Below are 17,178 nucleotides of genomic sequence, written 5' to 3'. Positions count from 1 at the left end.
ACGCCCGCTTGCCTGCCGGCCGGGAAACGGGCCAAGGACCATCCATGTCCCGCCTGCTGATCTTCGGCCCCGGCTATACCGCCCGCCATGTCGCAGCCGCCCTCGCGCCGCGCGGCTGGTCCATCACGATGGTCGGCCGCGACGGGATCGGCGATGCCGGCGCCGCGATCGCGGCGGCCACCCACATCCTCTCCACCGTCCCGCCGGACGGGGATGCCGATCCGGTGCTCGCCCGCCACGGCGATGCGCTGGCCCAGGCCCCGGCGGGCTGGATCGGCTATCTTTCCTCCACCGGCGTCTATGGCGACAGCGGCGGCGCCTGGGTGGATGAAAGCGCGCCCACCGGCGGCGGACGGCGAACGGCGCGGTCGGCGGCGGATGCGGCATGGCGCGCGCTCCATGCCGAAACCCGCATCTTCCGCCTGCCCGGCATCTACGGCCCCGGCCGCTCCGCGCTCGATCGCGTGGCCGCCGGCCAGGCCCATCGCATCGCGCTTCCCGGCCAGATCTTCAGCCGCATCCATGTCGCCGATATCGCGTCGGCCCTCGTCGCCAGCATGGATCGCGGCCCGGCCGGCATCTACAATATCGCGGACGACCTGCCCGTCCCCCAGAACGCCGTCGTCGAATATGCGTGCGCTCTGCTGGGCCGCCCGCTGCCGCCGCTCCTGACTTTGGATCAGGCCGGCCTGTCGCCGGCCGCGCGCGCTTTCTATGCCGAAAGCCGCCGGGTGGCGAACGGCAAGGCGAAGCGGCTGCTCGGCTGGCGGCCGGCCTTCCCCGATTATCGGGCCGGGCTGCGCGCCTTGAGCGCGATCACCAGCCCCGCCAGCGTCAGCAGCCCGCCGGCCGCGGGCAGCGCGCTCCAGCGATAGCCTTCGAAGATGGTGGAAAGCCCCATGGCCAGCACCGGGATCACCACGCTGGAATAAGCCGCCCGCGCCGGCCCGATCGCGCGGACCACCCCGAAATAGAGCGGGAAGGTGAGCGCCGATCCGATCACCCCCAGATAGAGCGTGCCCAGCGCATAAGCCGGCCGGGGATCGAACGTGGGCGGGCCGACGGTGGCCAGCGCGATCAGCATGTTCAGGCCCGATCCGATCGCCATCGCCCAGGCCAGCACCGCCACCATCGGCTGCCGCTTGGCCGTCTCTGTGGCCTGCAGGACGTTGGCGGTGGACGCGCTCATGATCGCCATCAGGGTGAAGCCGATGCCTGCCGCCACCGCCGCCTGGCCGGCGCCGCCGGCCGCAAGCTCGTGGATGAACAGCATGGCGATGCCCAACCCCGCCACCACCGATCCGGCGACGAACCGCCCGCTCAACCCCTGCCCCAGGAATATCCGGCCCAATATGGCGTTGGGGACGACCAGCAGGGCGAACACCACCGCCACCAGCCCCGACGTCACATAATGTTCGGCGCGGTAGACGAAGTTGAAGTTGAGGACGAACTGGGTGATCCCCACCGCGATGGCCATCCGCCAGCCCTCGCGCGTCAGCCGCAATGTCTGCTTCGTGACGGCGGCATAGGCCATCATCGCCATGGCCCCCACCGCGAAGCGATAGGCGACGGACCATGTGGGCGGCACCAGCGCGATCTGGTCGCGGATCACCAGCCAGGTGGAGCTCCACACCAGCGTCACCACCGCCAGCGGCAGGAACACCCGGGCCTGGGTGGCGGGGCTGAGCGGCGCCTCGCTCACAGCGCGGCGAGCGCGGCGGCGAGCGCGTCCACCTCGCCTTCCGCCTGGTTCCAGCTCGTCACGAACCGCGCCTCGCCCGGCGCCCAGTCATGAAAGCCGAAGCCCTGCGCCCTCAAGGCCGCGGCCTCCGCCTCGCTCAGCCGCACGAATATCTCGTTGGCCTGCACCGGGTGAACCAGCCGCGCCGCGCCCGCGCCCCTGGCGATACGCGCGGCGGCATCATTGGCCGCCCGTCCGTGCGCCAGCCACAGATCGTCCGCCAGCAGGGCGTGGATCTGCGCCGCCAGATAGCGCCCCTTGGAAAGAAGATGCCCTGCCCGCTTGCGCCGTATCGCGACCTCGGCCGCCAGTTCCGGCCCGAAGAAGACGAGCGCCTCGGCGGACATGCCGCCATTCTTGACGAAGCCGAAGCTCAGCACGTCCACGCCCGCCCGCCACGTCACGTCGGCCGGCGCGCAGCCGACGGAGGCGACGGCATTGGCGAAGCGCGCGCCGTCCATGTGCAGGCCCAGCCCCCGCGCACGGGCGAGCGCGCCGATCGCGGCCACCTCGTCCGGCGTATAGACCAGCCCATATTCGGTGGCGTTGGTGATCGATATCGCCGCCGGCTGCACCCGGTGCACATCGTCGGCGATCAGATCGATCACCGCAGCTATCGCCTCCGGCGTCAGTTTCGCGCCGTCGCCCTCCGCCGGCATCAGCTTGGCGCCGTGGGTGAAGAATTCCGGCGCGCCCGCCTCGTCATTGTTGATATGCGCGTCGCGATGGCAGACGACGCCGCGCCACGGCGGGCAGAGCGCGCCCAGCGCCAGCGAATTCGCCGCCGTCCCCGTCGCCACCCAGAGCGCCGCGACCCGCGTTTCGAAAAGATCGCTGAACGCATCGTCCAGCCGGCGGCTCAGCGCATCGCCGTCATAGGCGGCGTCCGCCGCGTTGGCCGCCGCCATCGCGGCCAGCACGGCATCGGAAACAGGGGCGGCATTGTCGGAGAAGAAACGCATGCCGCGTCTTTCGGCCGGGCCGGGCCGCCGGTCAATCCGCTAAGTGGCGGTCCGGGAATGCGCTTTCGATGCGGCGTGGCGGCGGCGCCCGGATGCCGGTTCCATAATTTTCGGTCGGTTAGCGCCCTGTTGACGATTTTGCGTCTAGAAAGTCTCGTTCGGCATGTGCCCTGGCAGGGCGCGGGCTTGGTCACGGGCAGGAACTGATGCACGCATTATCGCAGGAAAGCCCGCCAGGAACGGGGCAGGCGGCGAATGACGGCTCCGATGAGGCGCCCGCCGGCGGCACCCTTTTCGCGCGGATCGGCGCGCTGCTGGAAGCCAATGGGCTGGACCCTTCGCCCGCCCATTATGAGCTGTTCCACCGCTATCTCACCTCCGGGGACAAGCGGCTCGTCACCGCCGTGGACGAGGCGATCGCACGCTATGGCCGGCTCAATCCCGCCATGGCCGCCAGCATCGCCGCGCAGCGGCAGACGGCGGTCTCCGCCGCCCAGCTCCGCCGGCTGGCGGACGAGGCCCAGCGCCGGCTGCAGGCAATCGCGGCGCTCGCCGATCGTTCGGGCCGCGACGCGCTCGATTATGGCGATGCCCTCGCCCGCAACGTCTCCATGCTCGAAGGCGGCCTGCGCGGCGACGTGCTGGTGGCGCTGCTGGACCTCACGCGCGGCATGATCGACAAGACGCGGAGCGTCGGCGTGGAATTGCGCCGCACCTCCGAACAGGTATCGATCCTGCGCCGCAGCCTGGACGAGGCGCGCCAGACGGCCGAGACCGACGCGCTCACCGGCCTGCCCAACCGGCGCGCGCTGGAAAACCGCATGCGGCAGGCGTTCGACACCGCCCGCAAGCGCGGCACGCCGCTCGCCCTCGCCATCTGCGATATCGATGCGTTCAAGGCGGTGAACGATCACCACGGCCACCAGCTTGGCGACAAGGTGATCAAATATATGGCCGGGGCGTTGGCGCGCGGCGCATCGGAACAGCTTTTCGTCGCACGCTATGGCGGCGAGGAATTCGTGATCCTGTTCGAGAACATGACCGCCGCCGAAGCCGCCCGCCATGTCGATGCCGTGCGGCGGGAAATCGCGGCGCGCGAATTCAAGGTCGCGGAAACGGGCCGCCCGATCGGCCGGCTCACCTTTTCGGCGGGCGTCGCCGCGATGGAAAGCCGGAAAGGCCCCTCCTCCACGCTCAAGAGCGCGGACGCCGCCCTCTATCGGGCGAAACGCGACGGCCGCAATTGCGTGCGCGTCGCGGATTGAGGACATGTTTCGAAATATGCCCTCCAAGAACCTGGCTGGAACACAGTGGCGAACGCACGGTTAATCCACCTTTAGCTTCCTTCCTCTATAATAAGGCGTAGAATAGAACCGCCATGGCCAGTCTTTGGGGGGACGGAGCAGCGATGGATACGGCAGCGGCCGCTATGGATAAGCAATCTTTCGCGAAATATGATCGCCGGCACGGCCGCTATCGCGTGCTGCTCTCGGCGCATCTCGATACGCCGTTCGGCGCGTCGAGCGGCGTGCTGCTGGACATTTCGGAAGGCGGCGCCCTCGTCTCCTGCCCCACTCCTATCGAAACCGGCACCTCCATCGTCATCACGCGCGGCAGCCTGCGCACGCGCGGCACCGTCGTTCGCGCCGAAGGCCGCCGGCTGGGCGTCGCCTTCGATGCGCCCATCCCCGCCGATCTCGTCGCCGCCGTGGTCACGCCGCTCGCCCGCTGGTCGGACTGACGGCGCACCGATCTTCGACATAGCCCCTTCCGTCACAGGCCGCCGCACCATGGTTGCGATGCGGCCGGCCGCGCATTAGGCGGACCGGATAGAGCTTCATTCGGAGATTGCGCGTGAAACATGCCATGCTGGGCGCGGCCGCTTTTCTGTTCGCGACGGGTGCTATGCCGGCCGGCGCGGCGGAGCCGATCTCTCCCGAAAGGCTCGCCGAAACCGTCAAGGTCCTCGCTTCCGATGCGTTCGAAGGCCGCGCGCCCGGCACCGCCGGGGAAACCAAGACGGTCGATTATCTCGTCGCCCGGCTGAAGGCCCTCGGCCTCGAGCCCGGCGGTCGCGACGGAAGCTGGATCCAGCCCGTGCCGCTCGTCCGCACCCAGATCGGCGCCGGCGGCACCATGCAGGCCACCGTCGCGGGCCAGGCCGTGCCGTTCGTGCAGGGCAGCAGCATCTATGTCAGCACGGTTCGCCCGGTCGATCGCGTCGCCATCGCCGATGCGCCGATGGTGTTCGTCGGCTACGGCGTCTCCGCGCCCGAACAGGGCTGGGACGATTTCAAGGGCGTGGACCTCAAGGGCAAGGTCGCCGTCTTCCTCATCAACGATCCCGATTTCGAGGCGAAGCCCGGCGAAGCCGTGGCCGGCAGGTTCGGCGGCACGCGGATGACCTATTATGGCCGCTGGACCTACAAGTTCGAGGAGGCGGCCCGACGGGGCGCGATCGCGGCCCTGATCGTCCACGACACCCCCGGCGCCGGCTATGGCTGGAACACGGTGGTGGCGCCGGGCGGGGAGAATTACGACATCCAGCGCGCGAACCCGGAGGAGCGTGTTCTCCTGCAGGGCTGGATCGAAGGCGATGCCGCCACCGATCTGTTCCGCCGCGCGGGCCTCGATCTCGCCGATCTCCGCCTCCGCGCCCGCCGCGCCGATTTCGCGCCCGTCGAGCTGAAGGGCGTCCGCTACAGCGCCAGCCTGCCGGTGACGTTCAGCAGGATGCAGAGCCGCAACGTCCTCGCCCGCCTGCCTGGCAAGACGCGGCCGGACGAGGTCGTCATGTTCGGCGCGCACTGGGATGCCTATGGCGTCGGCGCGCCCGATGCCGAAGGGCGCACCGTCCGCCCCGGCGCCAATGACGACGCGCTCGGCGTTGCCGGCCTCATCGAACTCGCGCGCGGATTCGCGCAGGGCCCCCGGCCCTATCGCAGCCTCGTCTTCGGCTTCTGGACGGCGGAGGAACGCGGGTTGCTGGGATCGGAAGCCTATGCCGTCGATCCGGTCTATCCGGCGGAAAAGACAGTGGCGAACTTCACCCTCGATATCCTCCAGACGGCCGGCCTCTCGCGCGATGTGCTGCTCGTCGGCCAGGGCCAGAACGATCTCGAGGCCGATCTGGCGCGGGCCGCCACCGCCCAGGGCCGCAGCGTGACGCCCGAGGCGCTGCCCGAACGCGGCCTCTTCTACCGCGCCGATCATTTCCCGCTCGCCCGGCGCGGCGTGCCGACCCTGTTGCTGATGGCGATCAGCGGCGCCCCCGATCTGGTGGAAGGCGGCCGCACCGCCGGCGAGGCATGGCTCAAGGCCTATATGGCCTGCTACCACCAGACCTGCGACCGCTGGACACCGGAATGGAACCTCAGCGGCGCCGCGCAGGATATCGCGCTGGTCCGCGACGTCGCCGGCAGCCTCGCCAATTCGACCCGCTGGCCGCATTGGTCCCCGACATCCGAATTCCGCGCCGTCCGCGAACGGACGAACGGAAGATGATCCGTCTGATCTTTCGCCGTTAGGGATAGTAAACCCACTTCAAAATATCTTCGCTCTCCCTTAGTCCTCCTTCCGTCAGGGGGGACATGATGGGGATATACGCGAAGCTGGGCCGGCTGTTGCTGGCGGTCGTGGCGATGGCGGGCGCCGATCGCGGATGGGCGGCGGGCGCCGCCCCGCCGCCGCTTTCGCTCTACGGCAAGCTGCCCGGTTTCGAGCGCGCGGCCATCTCCCCGTCCGGCGACCGGATCGCCATGGTCGCCCTTCATGACAATGAACGGCGGCTCATCGTCGTCGACAGGAACAACAAGCTCCTTTCGATCCAGAATGTCGGGAACATCAAGGTTCGGGGCCTTTATTGGGCGGGGGAGGATCGGGTGTTGCTGCGCCGATCGGAAACCCAGTCGCTCGGCATCGGCTTCACGGCGGACAAGGCCGAATTCTCCGCCATGATCGTGATTCCGCTGAACGGCGAAAAGCACAACCCGCCCGATCCCGCCCCCTGACGGCGGGGGAGGGAAAGCCCGCCGGCCGCCATGCGGACGGCCGGGGGCCGCACGTGCGGAGGGACGGAAAGCGGCGCCCGGCCCCAAGGCCATCGCTCCAAGGCAGGCGCCGGCCAACCGCCGGACGCCGGATAGTGAAGTTTTGCCCTTTTATTTCTGAATTGTAGCGAAAGCGTCATCAACGCATGAAATAGGCGCGCTCCAGAAACCAGCCAGCGCCGCGGCCACAAGTTGACGCGGCGCTTTTCGGTACAAAGGGGGCGCGAATGTTGCAAAAGTCCGTTGTCACGTTGGCGGTTGCCGCCAGTTTTTCGGTGCTCGCGCCGGCGGAGGCGCAGGCCGCCGCGCCCGGTGAGGCGGACAGCAGCGAAGCCGGGGATATCGTCGTCGTCGGCAGCGGGCAGACCCGTTCGGTTTCAACCCTGGTGCCGTCGAACCTCGAGGTGCTGCCGCCCGGCACCAGCGTGCAGAAGGCGCTGAACTTCCTGCCGGGCGTGATGGCGCAGTCGATCGACGCACTGGGCGTCAACGAACAGTCGCTGTCGCTCCAGGTGCGCGGTTTCAACACCACGCACCTCGGCTACACGCTCGACGGCATGCCGCTCGGCGACGGCGCCTATAACAACTATAACGGCCTCACCATCAGCCGCGCGCTGATCTCCGAAAATCTCGGCCGCGCCGATCTCGCGACCGGCATCGCCGGCCTCGGCATCGCTTCGACCAGCAACCTCGGCGGCGCGCTGACCTACATCAGCAGCGATCCGCATCAGGACATGGGGCTGGCGGTCAGCCAGACATTCGGCAGCGAGGATGCGTTGCGCACCTTCGTGCGCTTCGACACGGGCGAGCACGGCGGTTTCTCGGCCTATCTCTCCGGCCAATATAGCGAACAGGACCTGTTCGTGAACCAGCGCGCCTGGAACAAGTCCACGGGCAAGCAATTCAACGGCAAGCTGAAATACGAATTCACCGGCGGCACGATCACCGCCTTCGCGGACTTTTCGCGCACCAACCAGGCCGACGATGCCTATCTGTCGAAGGAGATGCTCGGCCGTCTCGGCTGGGATTGGGGCGGCTATGCGCCCGATTGGCAATCCTATCTCGGCGTGGCCTATTGCGGCGTGACCGGGCCGACCGCGCCGGACAAGTGCGTCCCCGCGCCGTCGCCGCAGAAGAATTCCGACGTCACCTTCACCAACGGCCAGATCCTGCGCAACGACGACCTGTTCTACGTCGCCGGGGATTTCGACATCACCAAATCCATCACCGCGCGGGTGCAGGTATATCATCATGAGGACAAGGGAGCCGGCAACAACTGGATCGTCGGCTGGTCCAAGCAGGGCACGCCGGCCACCGATGACGACGTGCCGGTCCAGATCCGCGACACGCGCTACACCATCGACCGCACCGGCGCGCTTGCAAGCCTGAATTGGGACGTCGGCTTCAATCATTTCCAGGCCGGCTTCTGGCTGGAGGACAATACCAGCAGCGCCGCGCGCTATATCTGGACCAACGTCACGGGCCCCTTCAGCCTGGCGCATTTCCTGAAAGGCCAGCCGGATACCGCCCAGTGGGTGCAGGAAACCAAGTGGAAGACGCGGCAGTTCTACGTCCAGGATACGGTGAAGCTGTTCGATGAGGCGCTGAGCATCGATTTCGGGTTCAAGGGCACCTACTCGAAATCGGATGCCGAGGCCCAGAACGGCATCGCCAAGACGCCGCCGCCGGCATCCAGCCAGTTCGCGACAGGATCTCTGACGGCCAAGGATTATTTCCTGCCGCAGGTAGGCGTGCACTGGCAGGTCGCGCCCCAGCACGAGCTGTTCGCAAGCTATGCCGAGAATATGGCGATGTATCAGGGCGGCTTCAAACTCGGTCCGCAGTCGGTTTCGCAAGCCGTCTGGGATGTGCAGGGCAAGACCCTGAAGCCCGAGACGTCGAGAAGCTTCGAGGGCGGCTATCGCTTTGTCACCGGCCCACTGCAGGTTGCGTTGAGCGGCTATTGGGTGGATTTCGACAACCGCCTGCTGCAATATAATCCCTGCCCGACGAACCAGCAGCAAAATCCGGGTTGCGGCAACTCCTTCCACAATGCCGGCAGCGTCACCAGCAAGGGCGTGGAACTCGGCGTGCTCTGGAAGCCGCTGCCCTGGCTGAACTGGTACAATTCGGCCTCCTACAACAAGTCCACCTACGATGACGACCTCAACTGGTGCACGGCCACCTGCGTGGTGAAGGCCACGGCGGGCAAGCAGCAGGTGGATACGCCGAAGGAGATGTTCGCCAGCGTGCTGACCGTAAAGCAGGGCGGCTTCTCCGCCTCGCTGCAGGGCAAATATACCGGCCGGCGCTACTACACCTACACCAACGACCAGAGCTTTGGCGGCTACACCACGTTCGACCTCGGCCTCGGTTACGACTTCGGCACGCTCGGCGCGCTGAAGGGCGCGAAGCTGTCGCTGAACATCACCAATCTGACCAACAAGCGCTATGCCTCGAACTTCGACAGCAGCGTGTTCGCGCCCGACGATGCGGCCGGCACCATCCTGGTGTTCCACTCGTCGGCGCCGCGGCAGGCCTTCGGGACGCTCAGCATTGGGTTCTAAACCGCTGCGCGTCGCGCTGGCCCTCTATTGGCTCGTCACGGCCTTCCCCGCCTTCGCCGGCGGGGAAGAGCCCGTTACCCGCCCCCATCTGGATCATGCCGCCGCCGCGCGGAGCGTTTCGCTGAACGGCCGGACCTTCATCAACCGGGGACTGGTTGGCGCCGGCCGGCTGCCGGCGGGAACGGTCGATTTTCTCGGCGACACGCTCGGCTCCTTCTCCTCGCTGCAGATCGCGCCCGGCAGCTGGAAGCGCGTCGGCGATCATTATGAAGGCATCCTCTGGACGCTGCCGGACCGGGGGCGCAACGATCCCGGCGCCAATCTCTTCTTCGACTATCCGGCCCGGCTCGAGCGTTTTCGCATCCGCTTCACGCCGGGCGATGGCCGGCTCGACATCGCGCCCGATGGCGGGCTCGAGCTGCGCGACTTTCGCGGGCGGCGCTTCACCGGAGCCGATCCGGGCACGGGCATGCTGACAGAGCGCGGCCTGCTCCTGCCGGCGCCGGCCAGCGGGATCGGCAGCGGCAAGGTGTCGCTGGACGCGGAGTCGCTGCAATTCACGCGCGACGGCGGCTTCTACATCGGCGACGAATATACCGCCAACATCTACTATTTCGACCGGCGCGGCCAATTGCGGGGCTTGATCCAGCCGCCCCCGGCGGTGGCGCCGAGCCGCGACGGACGCCCTTATTTCGGCTCGCTACAGGCCCCGGATACGGGGCGCCGCAACAACCAGGGCCCGGAAGGCATGTCCCTGTCGCCCGATGGCCGGACGCTGTTCGTGGCGCTGCAGAGCGCGCTGATGCAGGACAGCGCCACCGGCAATGCCGCCGGCCGCACCGGCATACGCGTGCTCGCCTACGACGTCACCGGCACGCCGACACCGGCGCAGCCCGTCGCCCACTATGTGATGCAGCTGCCGGCCTATAATGACGCCGGCGATGGCCGCGCCCCCAATCGCACCGCCGCGCAGAGCGAAATCCGCGCGATCGACGCCCACAGCTTCCTGATGCTCGCGCGCGATGGCGCCGGGCTGGGCGCGGCAGGCTCGGCGCCCATCGTCTACAAGAGCATCCTGCTGGTGGACGTGACGGGCGCGACCAATCTCGCCGGCACCGAATATGAAACCGGCACGGCATCGGTGCTGCAGGACCCGGCCGGCACCGCGCTGCGGCCCGACATCGTCCCGGCCGAGCGGATCGAGCTGGTGAACATGCTCAATCCCGCACAGCTCGCGCGCTTCGGGTTGAGCGTCGAGGCGCTGTCCGAGAAATGGGAGGCGATGGACCTTGTTCCGACATTGGAGCCCGATCGTCCGGACGACTATTTCCTGCTCGTCGGCAACGACAACGACTTCATCGCGCGGCGCTGCCGCATGTCCGGCCAGTCCTGCGACTCGAGCCTCGACAATGACAGCCGGATACTGGTCTATCGCCTGAGCCTGCCGGCCCCGCTCCCGCAGGCGCGATCCCGGTAGCCGGGGTAACGCTCTATCTCAGCGCCCTGAGGAGACTGATCGTCCGGCGCAACAAAAAGCCGCTCCTCACATCGTCTCCACCGAGGCAGCCAGCGGCAGCTCGCGGTTCAGGGTGGCGTGAATGCTGAGCTCATAGGCCGGGCTCCAGTCGCGGCCCTCGCCCGGCACGCGCTCCACCACCGGATCGCCGCAGCGGCCCCGCAGGAGCCCGGACCAGAAGCGCGGCCATTCTATCGCATTGACGTGGGAGAGGTCTCGCGACCGGAGCGCCTGCGCCGCCACGGCGGGCACCAGCAATATTCGTCCGTCGGACGTGTAGATCAGCACGAAGCTCTCCGGCGTATAGCGCAGCATGTTCCGAAGCTGGCGCTGGAGCCTCGCATGGTCGCCACCCGACATCGGCCGGCCCGCATCGTGCCGTTTGGCCTGGAGCAGCAGGAAGGTCTGGAGCTGCCATTCCTCCGCGTCGCAGGAAAAGCGGATGAGCGCATCCGTCCCGTTTTCATGTTCGTCGGTGCGCTTCGTGAGCTTGACGGTGAGGGACAGCCCGAAGCCCGGTTGCGTCGCGGCGAAATTCTCCGCCTCATATTCGACGAGGGCGAGCAGCGAACCGGTCACATGCTCTTCCTCGCGCCAGTCGGTGCCGAATTTTCGGGCGTAGACCGCCTGCGTCCGTTCGCCGAACGTGACGCCCAGCTGGTCCAGCATGATCTGGAATTCGGTCTCCATCCCCATCTCCTCAGGGCGTCATGGACGACGGCCGCCAGCCGGGCTTGTCGGAGGTCGGCGCGGGCTCAAAGAGCTTTTCGCCGATCAGTTCGCCAAGCCTGCGATAGGCCTCCCATTGCGCCTCGTCGAAAAACTGGTCGGCGGTCGTCTGCTGGGGGAAATCGCGATGCCCCGCCCCTGCCTGATAGGCCAGGATTTCAGGCGGCTCAGCCATGGTCAGCCGCGGCTTGACCAGGAGCAGCGTGCCGGTGCTGCCGTCGTCATAATCGATGTGCGCGATGGCGGCCACGGACTTGGCTTCAGCGGTCTTCGACAGGTCGGCAAACTCCCCGATCATGTCTGCAAGATCCGTATCCTGGCCAAGCTTCTCCTTGATCTGCGCCGAGGTGAGAAAGCGTATCCTGGCACCGAGGTCGGTCCGCGCGCGGCCCATCAGCCGGACCATGTCCGCCATTTCATACCGGGGGTCCGCGCCATTGTCGCAGATGATGATGAAGGCGACACGGCGCTGCAGAAGCGCATAGGCGCCCGTATTCTCGAAATGTCCGCCATCCGTCAGATACCAGCGCCTGCGTCTGGTCCCGGCGAAGGCGCCGCGCAGTTCGAGCAGCAGATAATTCTGGACGAAGTCGCGCAGACTATTGGGAAGGCTTTGGCCCCACGTCGCCAGAGACGCGCGCGCGGCGTCCCGGTTCGCCAGCAGGCTTCGCATCCCGACCGAAGCGTCGCGAAGGCGCTGCCAAGGGGACGGCCGCTTGCGCGCGCGCCTGGCCTTCCACCAATAGCCAAGCCGCACATTGCCGAGCGTCGCCAGAATCGAGGTCCCGAGCGAGGTTCCCGAACCGATCGCCGCGGATACCGCCGCACCGGAAATGGCCACCCAGTTGGCAAGCGGCAGCTCCTCGCCAAACTGCAAGGGGAAGGCGCCCGTGCGGCCGACCATGGCCGTGCCGGGGTGGGAGCCTTCATAGACGATGCCCTTGGGCGACAAGTGCATCGGCTTGCCCTTGCGGTCCCGCGCCACGAGATTGGAATCCCCGGTCATCGTCTCGGCGATGGTGACGTTGATCAGGTGGAGCGGCACCAGATTTGTAGCGCCCCCGGAATAATAGCGTTCGAGCCGGATGGTATCCTGGGGATTGTCGCTCCGCACCGATCCGGCTTCGCGCCCTGCGCTTGAGGCGCCCACATAGGCACGACGGAGGCGCGCGGCGTAGAATGTCGAAAGCGACGAGAGGTTGATGAAGGAAAACGACATCCCCAGCACGATGTTGGCGACGACGAGGAGCAGCGCCACGACGCAAGCGGGGCTCCATTCGCGCCCGAACAGCGTGACAGGCTCGACCCCGGAGGCTTTCAGGGCGCCAAAGCCCCACGCCGCGGCCGCGCTCCAGATCACCAGCCACAGCATGAGCAGGCTGAGGCCGGCGATCGCCACGATCGTCGGCAATCGCTGCTCGAGCCAATTGTTGCCGACCTGCCCGGACCCGGATTTGAGCCGCGTGCTCGCAAGATAGCTCATGATCGGCGGAACGATGGCGGTAAGGAGCGGCCATAGCTGCGCAAGGTCGGGAAGGCTGGGCCCACCACTTTCCCAATTCTCGAATGCCTTGAGCAGGCGGGCGATCACCAGATCGCCGAAGCGAACGATCAAAAGAAGCGCGGCGATCGCGACAAGGGCCATCAACGCCTTCGTCATGACATTGCTGAGCGCCGTGCGAACCCGATCTTCGGCTGCAATCAGATATTGCGGATTTCTGAGGTCGTTGGCGCGCTTCGCCTTTCGGGTCGCGGCATCGGCATCGCGCGCGATCGGCCTGTGCTCGACGCCGCCATGAAGGGCCTCCATCACCATGTAGAGGACGAGGGCCGCAACGAGCACGCAGGCGGCGAACCCCGGCAGGAACGTCGCGGGGAGCATCCAGCTGCCCAGGCCACGGAGGCTTGCGGCAAGCCATTCCCCGCCGGGCAGCCGCGGAAGGATGCCGATGACGCACGGCTGCCACCACGCCGCGCTGAAATAGGCCGCCGCGACCACCATCGCCCAGAAGAAGCCGTTGCTGGCCGCGCGCTTGAAGCGATTGCCGGGGATCCATTCGCGCCGGGTCAACCAGTAGGACGTGCCCGCCGCCAGGACGGTGCCGGCGGCGGCGATGGTGAGCCGGACGAGCGTCGGGCTCCACCCATGCGTGTCGGTTGCGATCCACTGATCGGCGAGGCGCACCAGCCAGAAGAGCAGTAAGGCGACCATACCGAACACGAAATGGACGGCCGCCCAGTTGCGGAGCACGAGCGCGGCACCGAAGAAGGCGTCGCTCGTGCCGCCCGGCGTCAGATAGCGGCCTGCTTCCCGCAGGCGCCGGACGGCTTCGCGGCCGGCGGGGCTCTGCAGGGGCCTTGCGGGATCGAAGGCCAGCGCCTTGCCGGATCGCTCCCCATTGCCGCGATGGGTCTCGGGCACGAACAGCGCCCCGAAGAAGCTGCCGATATAGCTGCCGCCCGAGACCGTCGAGATATAGTCGATCCGGGGAATGAGCCCGTAGGCGCTCAAGGCCTGGAGGAAGCCGAGGCTGAATGTCGCACTTCGGATTCCGCCGCCCGACAGGGCGAGGCCGGTGACGGGCGCATCCAGATCGATCGGCGTTTTGAAGCCCTTGCGCCGGTCGTCGATCCGCTTGCGCTCCGCCGCGCGCAAGATGTTGAAGGGCTGATCGTCGACCGGCCCCTGCACCGGTTCCGCCGGCTCAGCCGCGATGTTTCCCTGATCGGGGGCCGGATCGACGGCGCCCGATGCTCCGCGTGGGCGCCGCGTGCGTTTCGGTTCAGGCGAAGCCGGCGCGCCATTGGCCAATGCCTCGGCGGCTTGCGGGTCGTTCTCCAATGCGTCCTCCCCCACGGAATCCCGGGATCGGATCATGCCGCGCCGGCTTCCGGATTCCGGTGGACGATTGCATGATCGATCCGCATCGCACTCGCCTGGCCGGCACGTCGCCCAGAAAATGCGCCTGCCGCCCGGTCTCTTTTGTGACGCCGCTTGAGGCGCAATTGAGCCAGCGATCCGCAACCGGAGTCAAATATAATCAGCGACGGCGCCGGATTCGGGGCCGGGTTGGGGATCGTCATCCCCAGTCGGCCCCCTCCCCGGTTCCGGCCGCCAGACGGCGCATCAGCCCGGTGGGCATCGGCCATCCCCAGTCGCGATACAGTTCCGCCACCACGCGCATCATCGTCGCCAGATGCGGCGACGGATCGTCCCTGCGATGGCTGATGATGATCGGGGAAACCGCGCGCTGCACCAGTTCGCGGAATATCACGTCGCGCCGGCCCATCATGTGCACCGCCGCTGGCACGATGCACACGCCGTCCTCCGCCGCCACCAGCCCCAGCGCGGTCTGAAGCTCGCGCACCTCGTGCACCGCCTGCGGCACCACGCCATGATCGTTGAGCAGCGACAGCACCTGATCGGCATAACTCGGCCGCGGTTCGCGCGGATAGACGATCACCGCCTCGTCGGCGAGATCGGCGATATCGATCGGCCGCTCGCCCGCCAGCAGGCGGTGGCCGATCGGCAGGGCAACCACCATCGGCTCCTCGCGCAGCACCTCGCGCTCCAGCGCCGGATCGTCGAAGCGGACGCGGCCGAAGCCCACGTCGATGCGGCCTTCCTTCAGCGCGGCGATCTGCTCGATGCTCATCATCTCGATCAGCCGCAGGTCGACATCGGGCGCGGCCCGCCGAAAGCTGCGGATGATGTCCGGCAGGCGGGCGTAGAGCACCGACGGCACGAACCCCACCAGGAAGCGCGGCCGGTTGGAGGTGACGAAGGCGCGCATCGCCTCCTTCATCTCGTCCATGCGGCGCGTCACCTGGATCGCCTGCTCATAGAAGAGGCGACCGGCATCGGTGAGCGCCATCGGCCGGCTTTCCCGATCGAACAGTTGCGCGCCCACTTCCTGCTCGATCTGCTGGATCTGCCGGCTGAGCGGCGGCTGCGCCATGTTGAGCCGTTCGGCCGCGCGGCTGAAATTGCGTTCGGCCGCCACCGCCAGGAAATAACGAAGCTGCCGGATATCCACGGCTATACTCCCAGGGTATAGGGTCGGACCCACTTAATCTTTCCCAGCGCCAGCCACAAGGCATATCCCCGACGCAAGCGGATCGAGCCGCGCTGATCGGATGAGAGATGCCTGCAATCGAGTCCATAGATACCTTTCTGGTAGACTTGCCGACCATCCGGCCGCACATCCTTTCGATGGCGACGATGATGCGCCAGACCGCCGTCTTCGTCCGCATCCACTGCGCGGACGGCGTGATCGGCACCGGCGAGGCGACCACCATCGGCGGCCTCAGCTACGGCCCGGAAAGCCCCGAAGGCATCAAGCTCGCCATCGATACCTATTTCGCGCCGCTGCTGCTAAAGGCCGATGCCGCGCGCCCCGCGCTGATCATGGACATGCTGGGCAAGGCGATCGTCGGCAATCATTTCGCCAAATGCGCGGTGGAAACGGCGCTGCTCGATGCGATGGGCCAGCGGCTGGGCGTGCCGGTATCGGAACTGCTGGGCGGCCGCCGGCGCGACAGCCTGCCCGTCGCCTGGACGCTCGCCAGCGGCAATACCCGGCAGGATATCGCCGAGGCCGAGCAGATGCTCGAGCTTCGCCGCCACAACATCTTCAAGCTCAAGATCGGCAAGCGCAGCGTCGAGGACGACGTCGCCCACGTCGCCACGATCAAGAAGGCGCTGGGCGATCGCGCCAGCGTGCGGGTGGACGTGAACCAGGCATGGGATGAGGCCAGCGCATCGCGTGGCATCGCCCTGCTGCAGGATGCCGGCTGCGATCTCGTCGAACAGCCCGTCGCCGCCCATGCCCGCTACGCCATGGCCCGCCTCGCCCAGGCCCATATCATCCCGATCATGGCCGATGAGGCGCTGATCGGCCCCAGCAGCGCCTTCGATTATGCGGCATCCGCCGCCGCCGACGTGTTCGCGGTGAAGATCCAGCAATCCGGCGGGCTCCATGCCGCGTGCAAGGTCGGCGCCATCGCCGACGCGGCGGGGATCGCGCTCTATGGCGGCACGATGCTGGAAGTCGGCATCGCCACCGCCGCCTCCGCCCATGTGTTCGCGACCTTCCCCAGGCTCGCCTTCCAGACCGAGCTGTTCGGCCCCCTTCTCGTCACCGAGGAAATCCTGGCCGAGCCGCTTCGCTATGCCGATTTCGCACTCCAGGTGCCGGACGGCCCCGGCCTCGGCGTCTCGCTCGACATGGATCGCGTCGCCTTCTTCCGGCGCGACGCGGACCGCAAATCCTTCCACGGCGGCACCGCCCCCCAGGCTGCAAGAGGCTGATCATGCTTTTCCACGTCCGCATGGATGTAAACATTCCCCACGATCTCGATCCGATCCGCGCCGATGAGCTGAAGCGCGTGGAACGGGAACGGGCGCAGGCCCTGCAGAAGCAGGGCAAGTGGCGCCACCTGTGGCGCATCGCCGGCCAATATTCCAACGTCAGCATCTTCGACGTGGCCGACGCCCAGGAACTGCATGATCTGGTGAGCACCCTGCCGCTGTTCCCGTTCATGGACATCGCCGTCACGCCGCTGTGCCGGCACCCTTCCTCCATCCATCAGGACGATCGCTGAGCCCTGATCC

General features: G+C 67.2%; 14 protein-coding genes. 9 read left to right on the top strand and 5 right to left on the bottom strand.

What is annotated here, in order from left to right; all coding sequences use genetic code 11:
* The first annotated feature begins 44 nt into the window (after window positions 1–44).
* Window positions 45–875, top strand: a complete 831-nt coding sequence (locus CV103_RS05440) for a Rossmann-fold NAD(P)-binding domain-containing protein (RefSeq protein WP_107394221.1) — start codon at window positions 45–47, stop codon at window positions 873–875.
* Here CV103_RS05440 and CV103_RS05435 read toward each other — a convergent pair.
* Both CV103_RS05435 and CV103_RS05430 read right to left on the bottom strand, forming a co-directional pair.
* Window positions 785–1,702, bottom strand: coding sequence for a DMT family transporter (locus CV103_RS05435; protein ID WP_107394220.1), 918 nt, complete (start codon window positions 1,700–1,702; stop codon window positions 785–787). The two genes, CV103_RS05440 and CV103_RS05435, sit on opposite strands and share 91 nt — an antisense overlap.
* Complete coding sequence (locus CV103_RS05430) at window positions 1,699–2,703, bottom strand: threonine aldolase family protein (RefSeq protein WP_107394219.1); 1,005 nt, start codon at window positions 2,701–2,703, stop codon at window positions 1,699–1,701. Before CV103_RS05430 ends, CV103_RS05435 begins: the two co-directional genes overlap by 4 nt.
* A gap of 206 nt (window positions 2,704–2,909) precedes the next feature.
* On the opposite strand from CV103_RS05430, the gene CV103_RS05425 reads away from it, so the two are divergent.
* The 6 genes from CV103_RS05425 (at window position 2,910) to CV103_RS05400 (ending at window position 10,796) form a co-directional block, all read left to right on the top strand.
* Entirely contained in the window at window positions 2,910–3,968 is a 1,059-nt protein-coding gene (locus tag CV103_RS05425) for a GGDEF domain-containing protein (RefSeq protein WP_015459718.1), read from the top strand.
* A gap of 164 nt (window positions 3,969–4,132) precedes the next feature.
* Entirely contained in the window at window positions 4,133–4,444 is a 312-nt protein-coding gene (locus CV103_RS05420) for a PilZ domain-containing protein (RefSeq protein ID WP_107394218.1), read from the top strand.
* Window positions 4,445–4,569: 125 nt separating this feature from the next.
* The gene (locus CV103_RS05415; RefSeq protein WP_107394217.1) at window positions 4,570–6,207 is read left to right on the top strand and encodes a M28 family metallopeptidase; all 1,638 of its coding nucleotides are present in this window, start codon (window positions 4,570–4,572) and stop codon (window positions 6,205–6,207) included.
* 86 nt (window positions 6,208–6,293) lie between these two features.
* A complete protein-coding gene (locus CV103_RS05410; protein WP_107394216.1) occupies window positions 6,294–6,713 on the top strand; it encodes a hypothetical protein in 420 nt (139 codons plus the stop codon).
* 266 nt (window positions 6,714–6,979) lie between these two features.
* Window positions 6,980–9,319, top strand: coding sequence for a TonB-dependent receptor (locus tag CV103_RS05405; protein WP_107394215.1), 2,340 nt, complete (start codon window positions 6,980–6,982; stop codon window positions 9,317–9,319).
* Window positions 9,309–10,796: an esterase-like activity of phytase family protein gene (locus CV103_RS05400; protein ID WP_107394214.1), complete on the top strand. Its 1,488-nt coding sequence runs from the start codon at window positions 9,309–9,311 to the stop codon at window positions 10,794–10,796. The genes CV103_RS05405 and CV103_RS05400 overlap by 11 nt, the downstream gene beginning before the upstream one ends.
* Before the next feature lie 66 nt (window positions 10,797–10,862).
* Here CV103_RS05400 and CV103_RS05395 read toward each other — a convergent pair whose 3' ends face one another.
* The 3 genes from CV103_RS05395 to CV103_RS05385 form a co-directional block, all read right to left on the bottom strand.
* Window positions 10,863–11,525, bottom strand: a complete 663-nt coding sequence (locus CV103_RS05395; protein WP_107394213.1) for a hypothetical protein — start codon at window positions 11,523–11,525, stop codon at window positions 10,863–10,865.
* A gap of 10 nt (window positions 11,526–11,535) precedes the next feature.
* Window positions 11,536–14,406 (bottom strand): patatin-like phospholipase family protein, encoded by a 2,871-nt coding sequence (locus CV103_RS22610; RefSeq protein WP_211314353.1) that lies wholly within the window; start codon window positions 14,404–14,406, stop codon window positions 11,536–11,538.
* 238 nt (window positions 14,407–14,644) lie between these two features.
* A complete protein-coding gene (locus CV103_RS05385; RefSeq protein WP_015459710.1) occupies window positions 14,645–15,601 on the bottom strand; it encodes a LysR family transcriptional regulator in 957 nt (318 codons plus the stop codon).
* Window positions 15,602–15,708: 107 nt separating this feature from the next.
* Here CV103_RS05385 and CV103_RS05380 point away from each other — a divergent pair, with 107 nt between their 5' ends.
* Both CV103_RS05380 and catC read left to right on the top strand, forming a co-directional pair.
* The gene (locus CV103_RS05380) at window positions 15,709–16,875 is read left to right on the top strand and encodes a muconate/chloromuconate family cycloisomerase (RefSeq protein ID WP_107394211.1); all 1,167 of its coding nucleotides are present in this window, start codon (window positions 15,709–15,711) and stop codon (window positions 16,873–16,875) included.
* A 2-nt stretch (window positions 16,876–16,877) separates the two neighbouring features.
* Window positions 16,878–17,168, top strand: coding sequence for a muconolactone Delta-isomerase (gene catC, locus CV103_RS05375; RefSeq protein ID WP_015459708.1), 291 nt, complete (start codon window positions 16,878–16,880; stop codon window positions 17,166–17,168).
* Window positions 17,169–17,178 lie beyond the last annotated feature (10 nt).

The sequence above is a fragment of the Edaphosphingomonas fennica genome (genome assembly GCF_003034225.1).
GTDB lineage: Bacteria > Pseudomonadota > Alphaproteobacteria > Sphingomonadales > Sphingomonadaceae > Sphingomonas_E > Sphingomonas_E fennica.
The sequence above is the reverse complement of the archived record's forward strand: the minus strand, read 5'-3'. Positions and strand labels throughout refer to the sequence as shown.

Coding starts and splice junctions, on each gene's coding strand:
- CV103_RS05405 (WP_107394215.1), top strand. CDS start 6,980: ATGTTGCAAAAGTCCGTTGTCACGTTGGCGGTTGCCGCCAGTTTTTCG.
- CV103_RS05410 (WP_107394216.1), top strand. CDS start 6,294: ATGATGGGGATATACGCGAAGCTGGGCCGGCTGTTGCTGGCGGTCGTG.
- CV103_RS05420 (WP_107394218.1), top strand. CDS start 4,133: ATGGATAAGCAATCTTTCGCGAAATATGATCGCCGGCACGGCCGCTAT.
- CV103_RS05425 (WP_015459718.1), top strand. CDS start 2,910: ATGCACGCATTATCGCAGGAAAGCCCGCCAGGAACGGGGCAGGCGGCG.
- CV103_RS05415 (WP_107394217.1), top strand. CDS start 4,570: ATGCTGGGCGCGGCCGCTTTTCTGTTCGCGACGGGTGCTATGCCGGCC.
- catC (WP_015459708.1), top strand. CDS start 16,878: ATGCTTTTCCACGTCCGCATGGATGTAAACATTCCCCACGATCTCGAT.
- CV103_RS05440 (WP_107394221.1), top strand. CDS start 45: ATGTCCCGCCTGCTGATCTTCGGCCCCGGCTATACCGCCCGCCATGTC.
- CV103_RS05395 (WP_107394213.1), bottom strand. CDS start 11,525: ATGGAGACCGAATTCCAGATCATGCTGGACCAGCTGGGCGTCACGTTC.
- CV103_RS05380 (WP_107394211.1), top strand. CDS start 15,709: ATGCCTGCAATCGAGTCCATAGATACCTTTCTGGTAGACTTGCCGACC.
- CV103_RS05430 (WP_107394219.1), bottom strand. CDS start 2,703: ATGCGTTTCTTCTCCGACAATGCCGCCCCTGTTTCCGATGCCGTGCTG.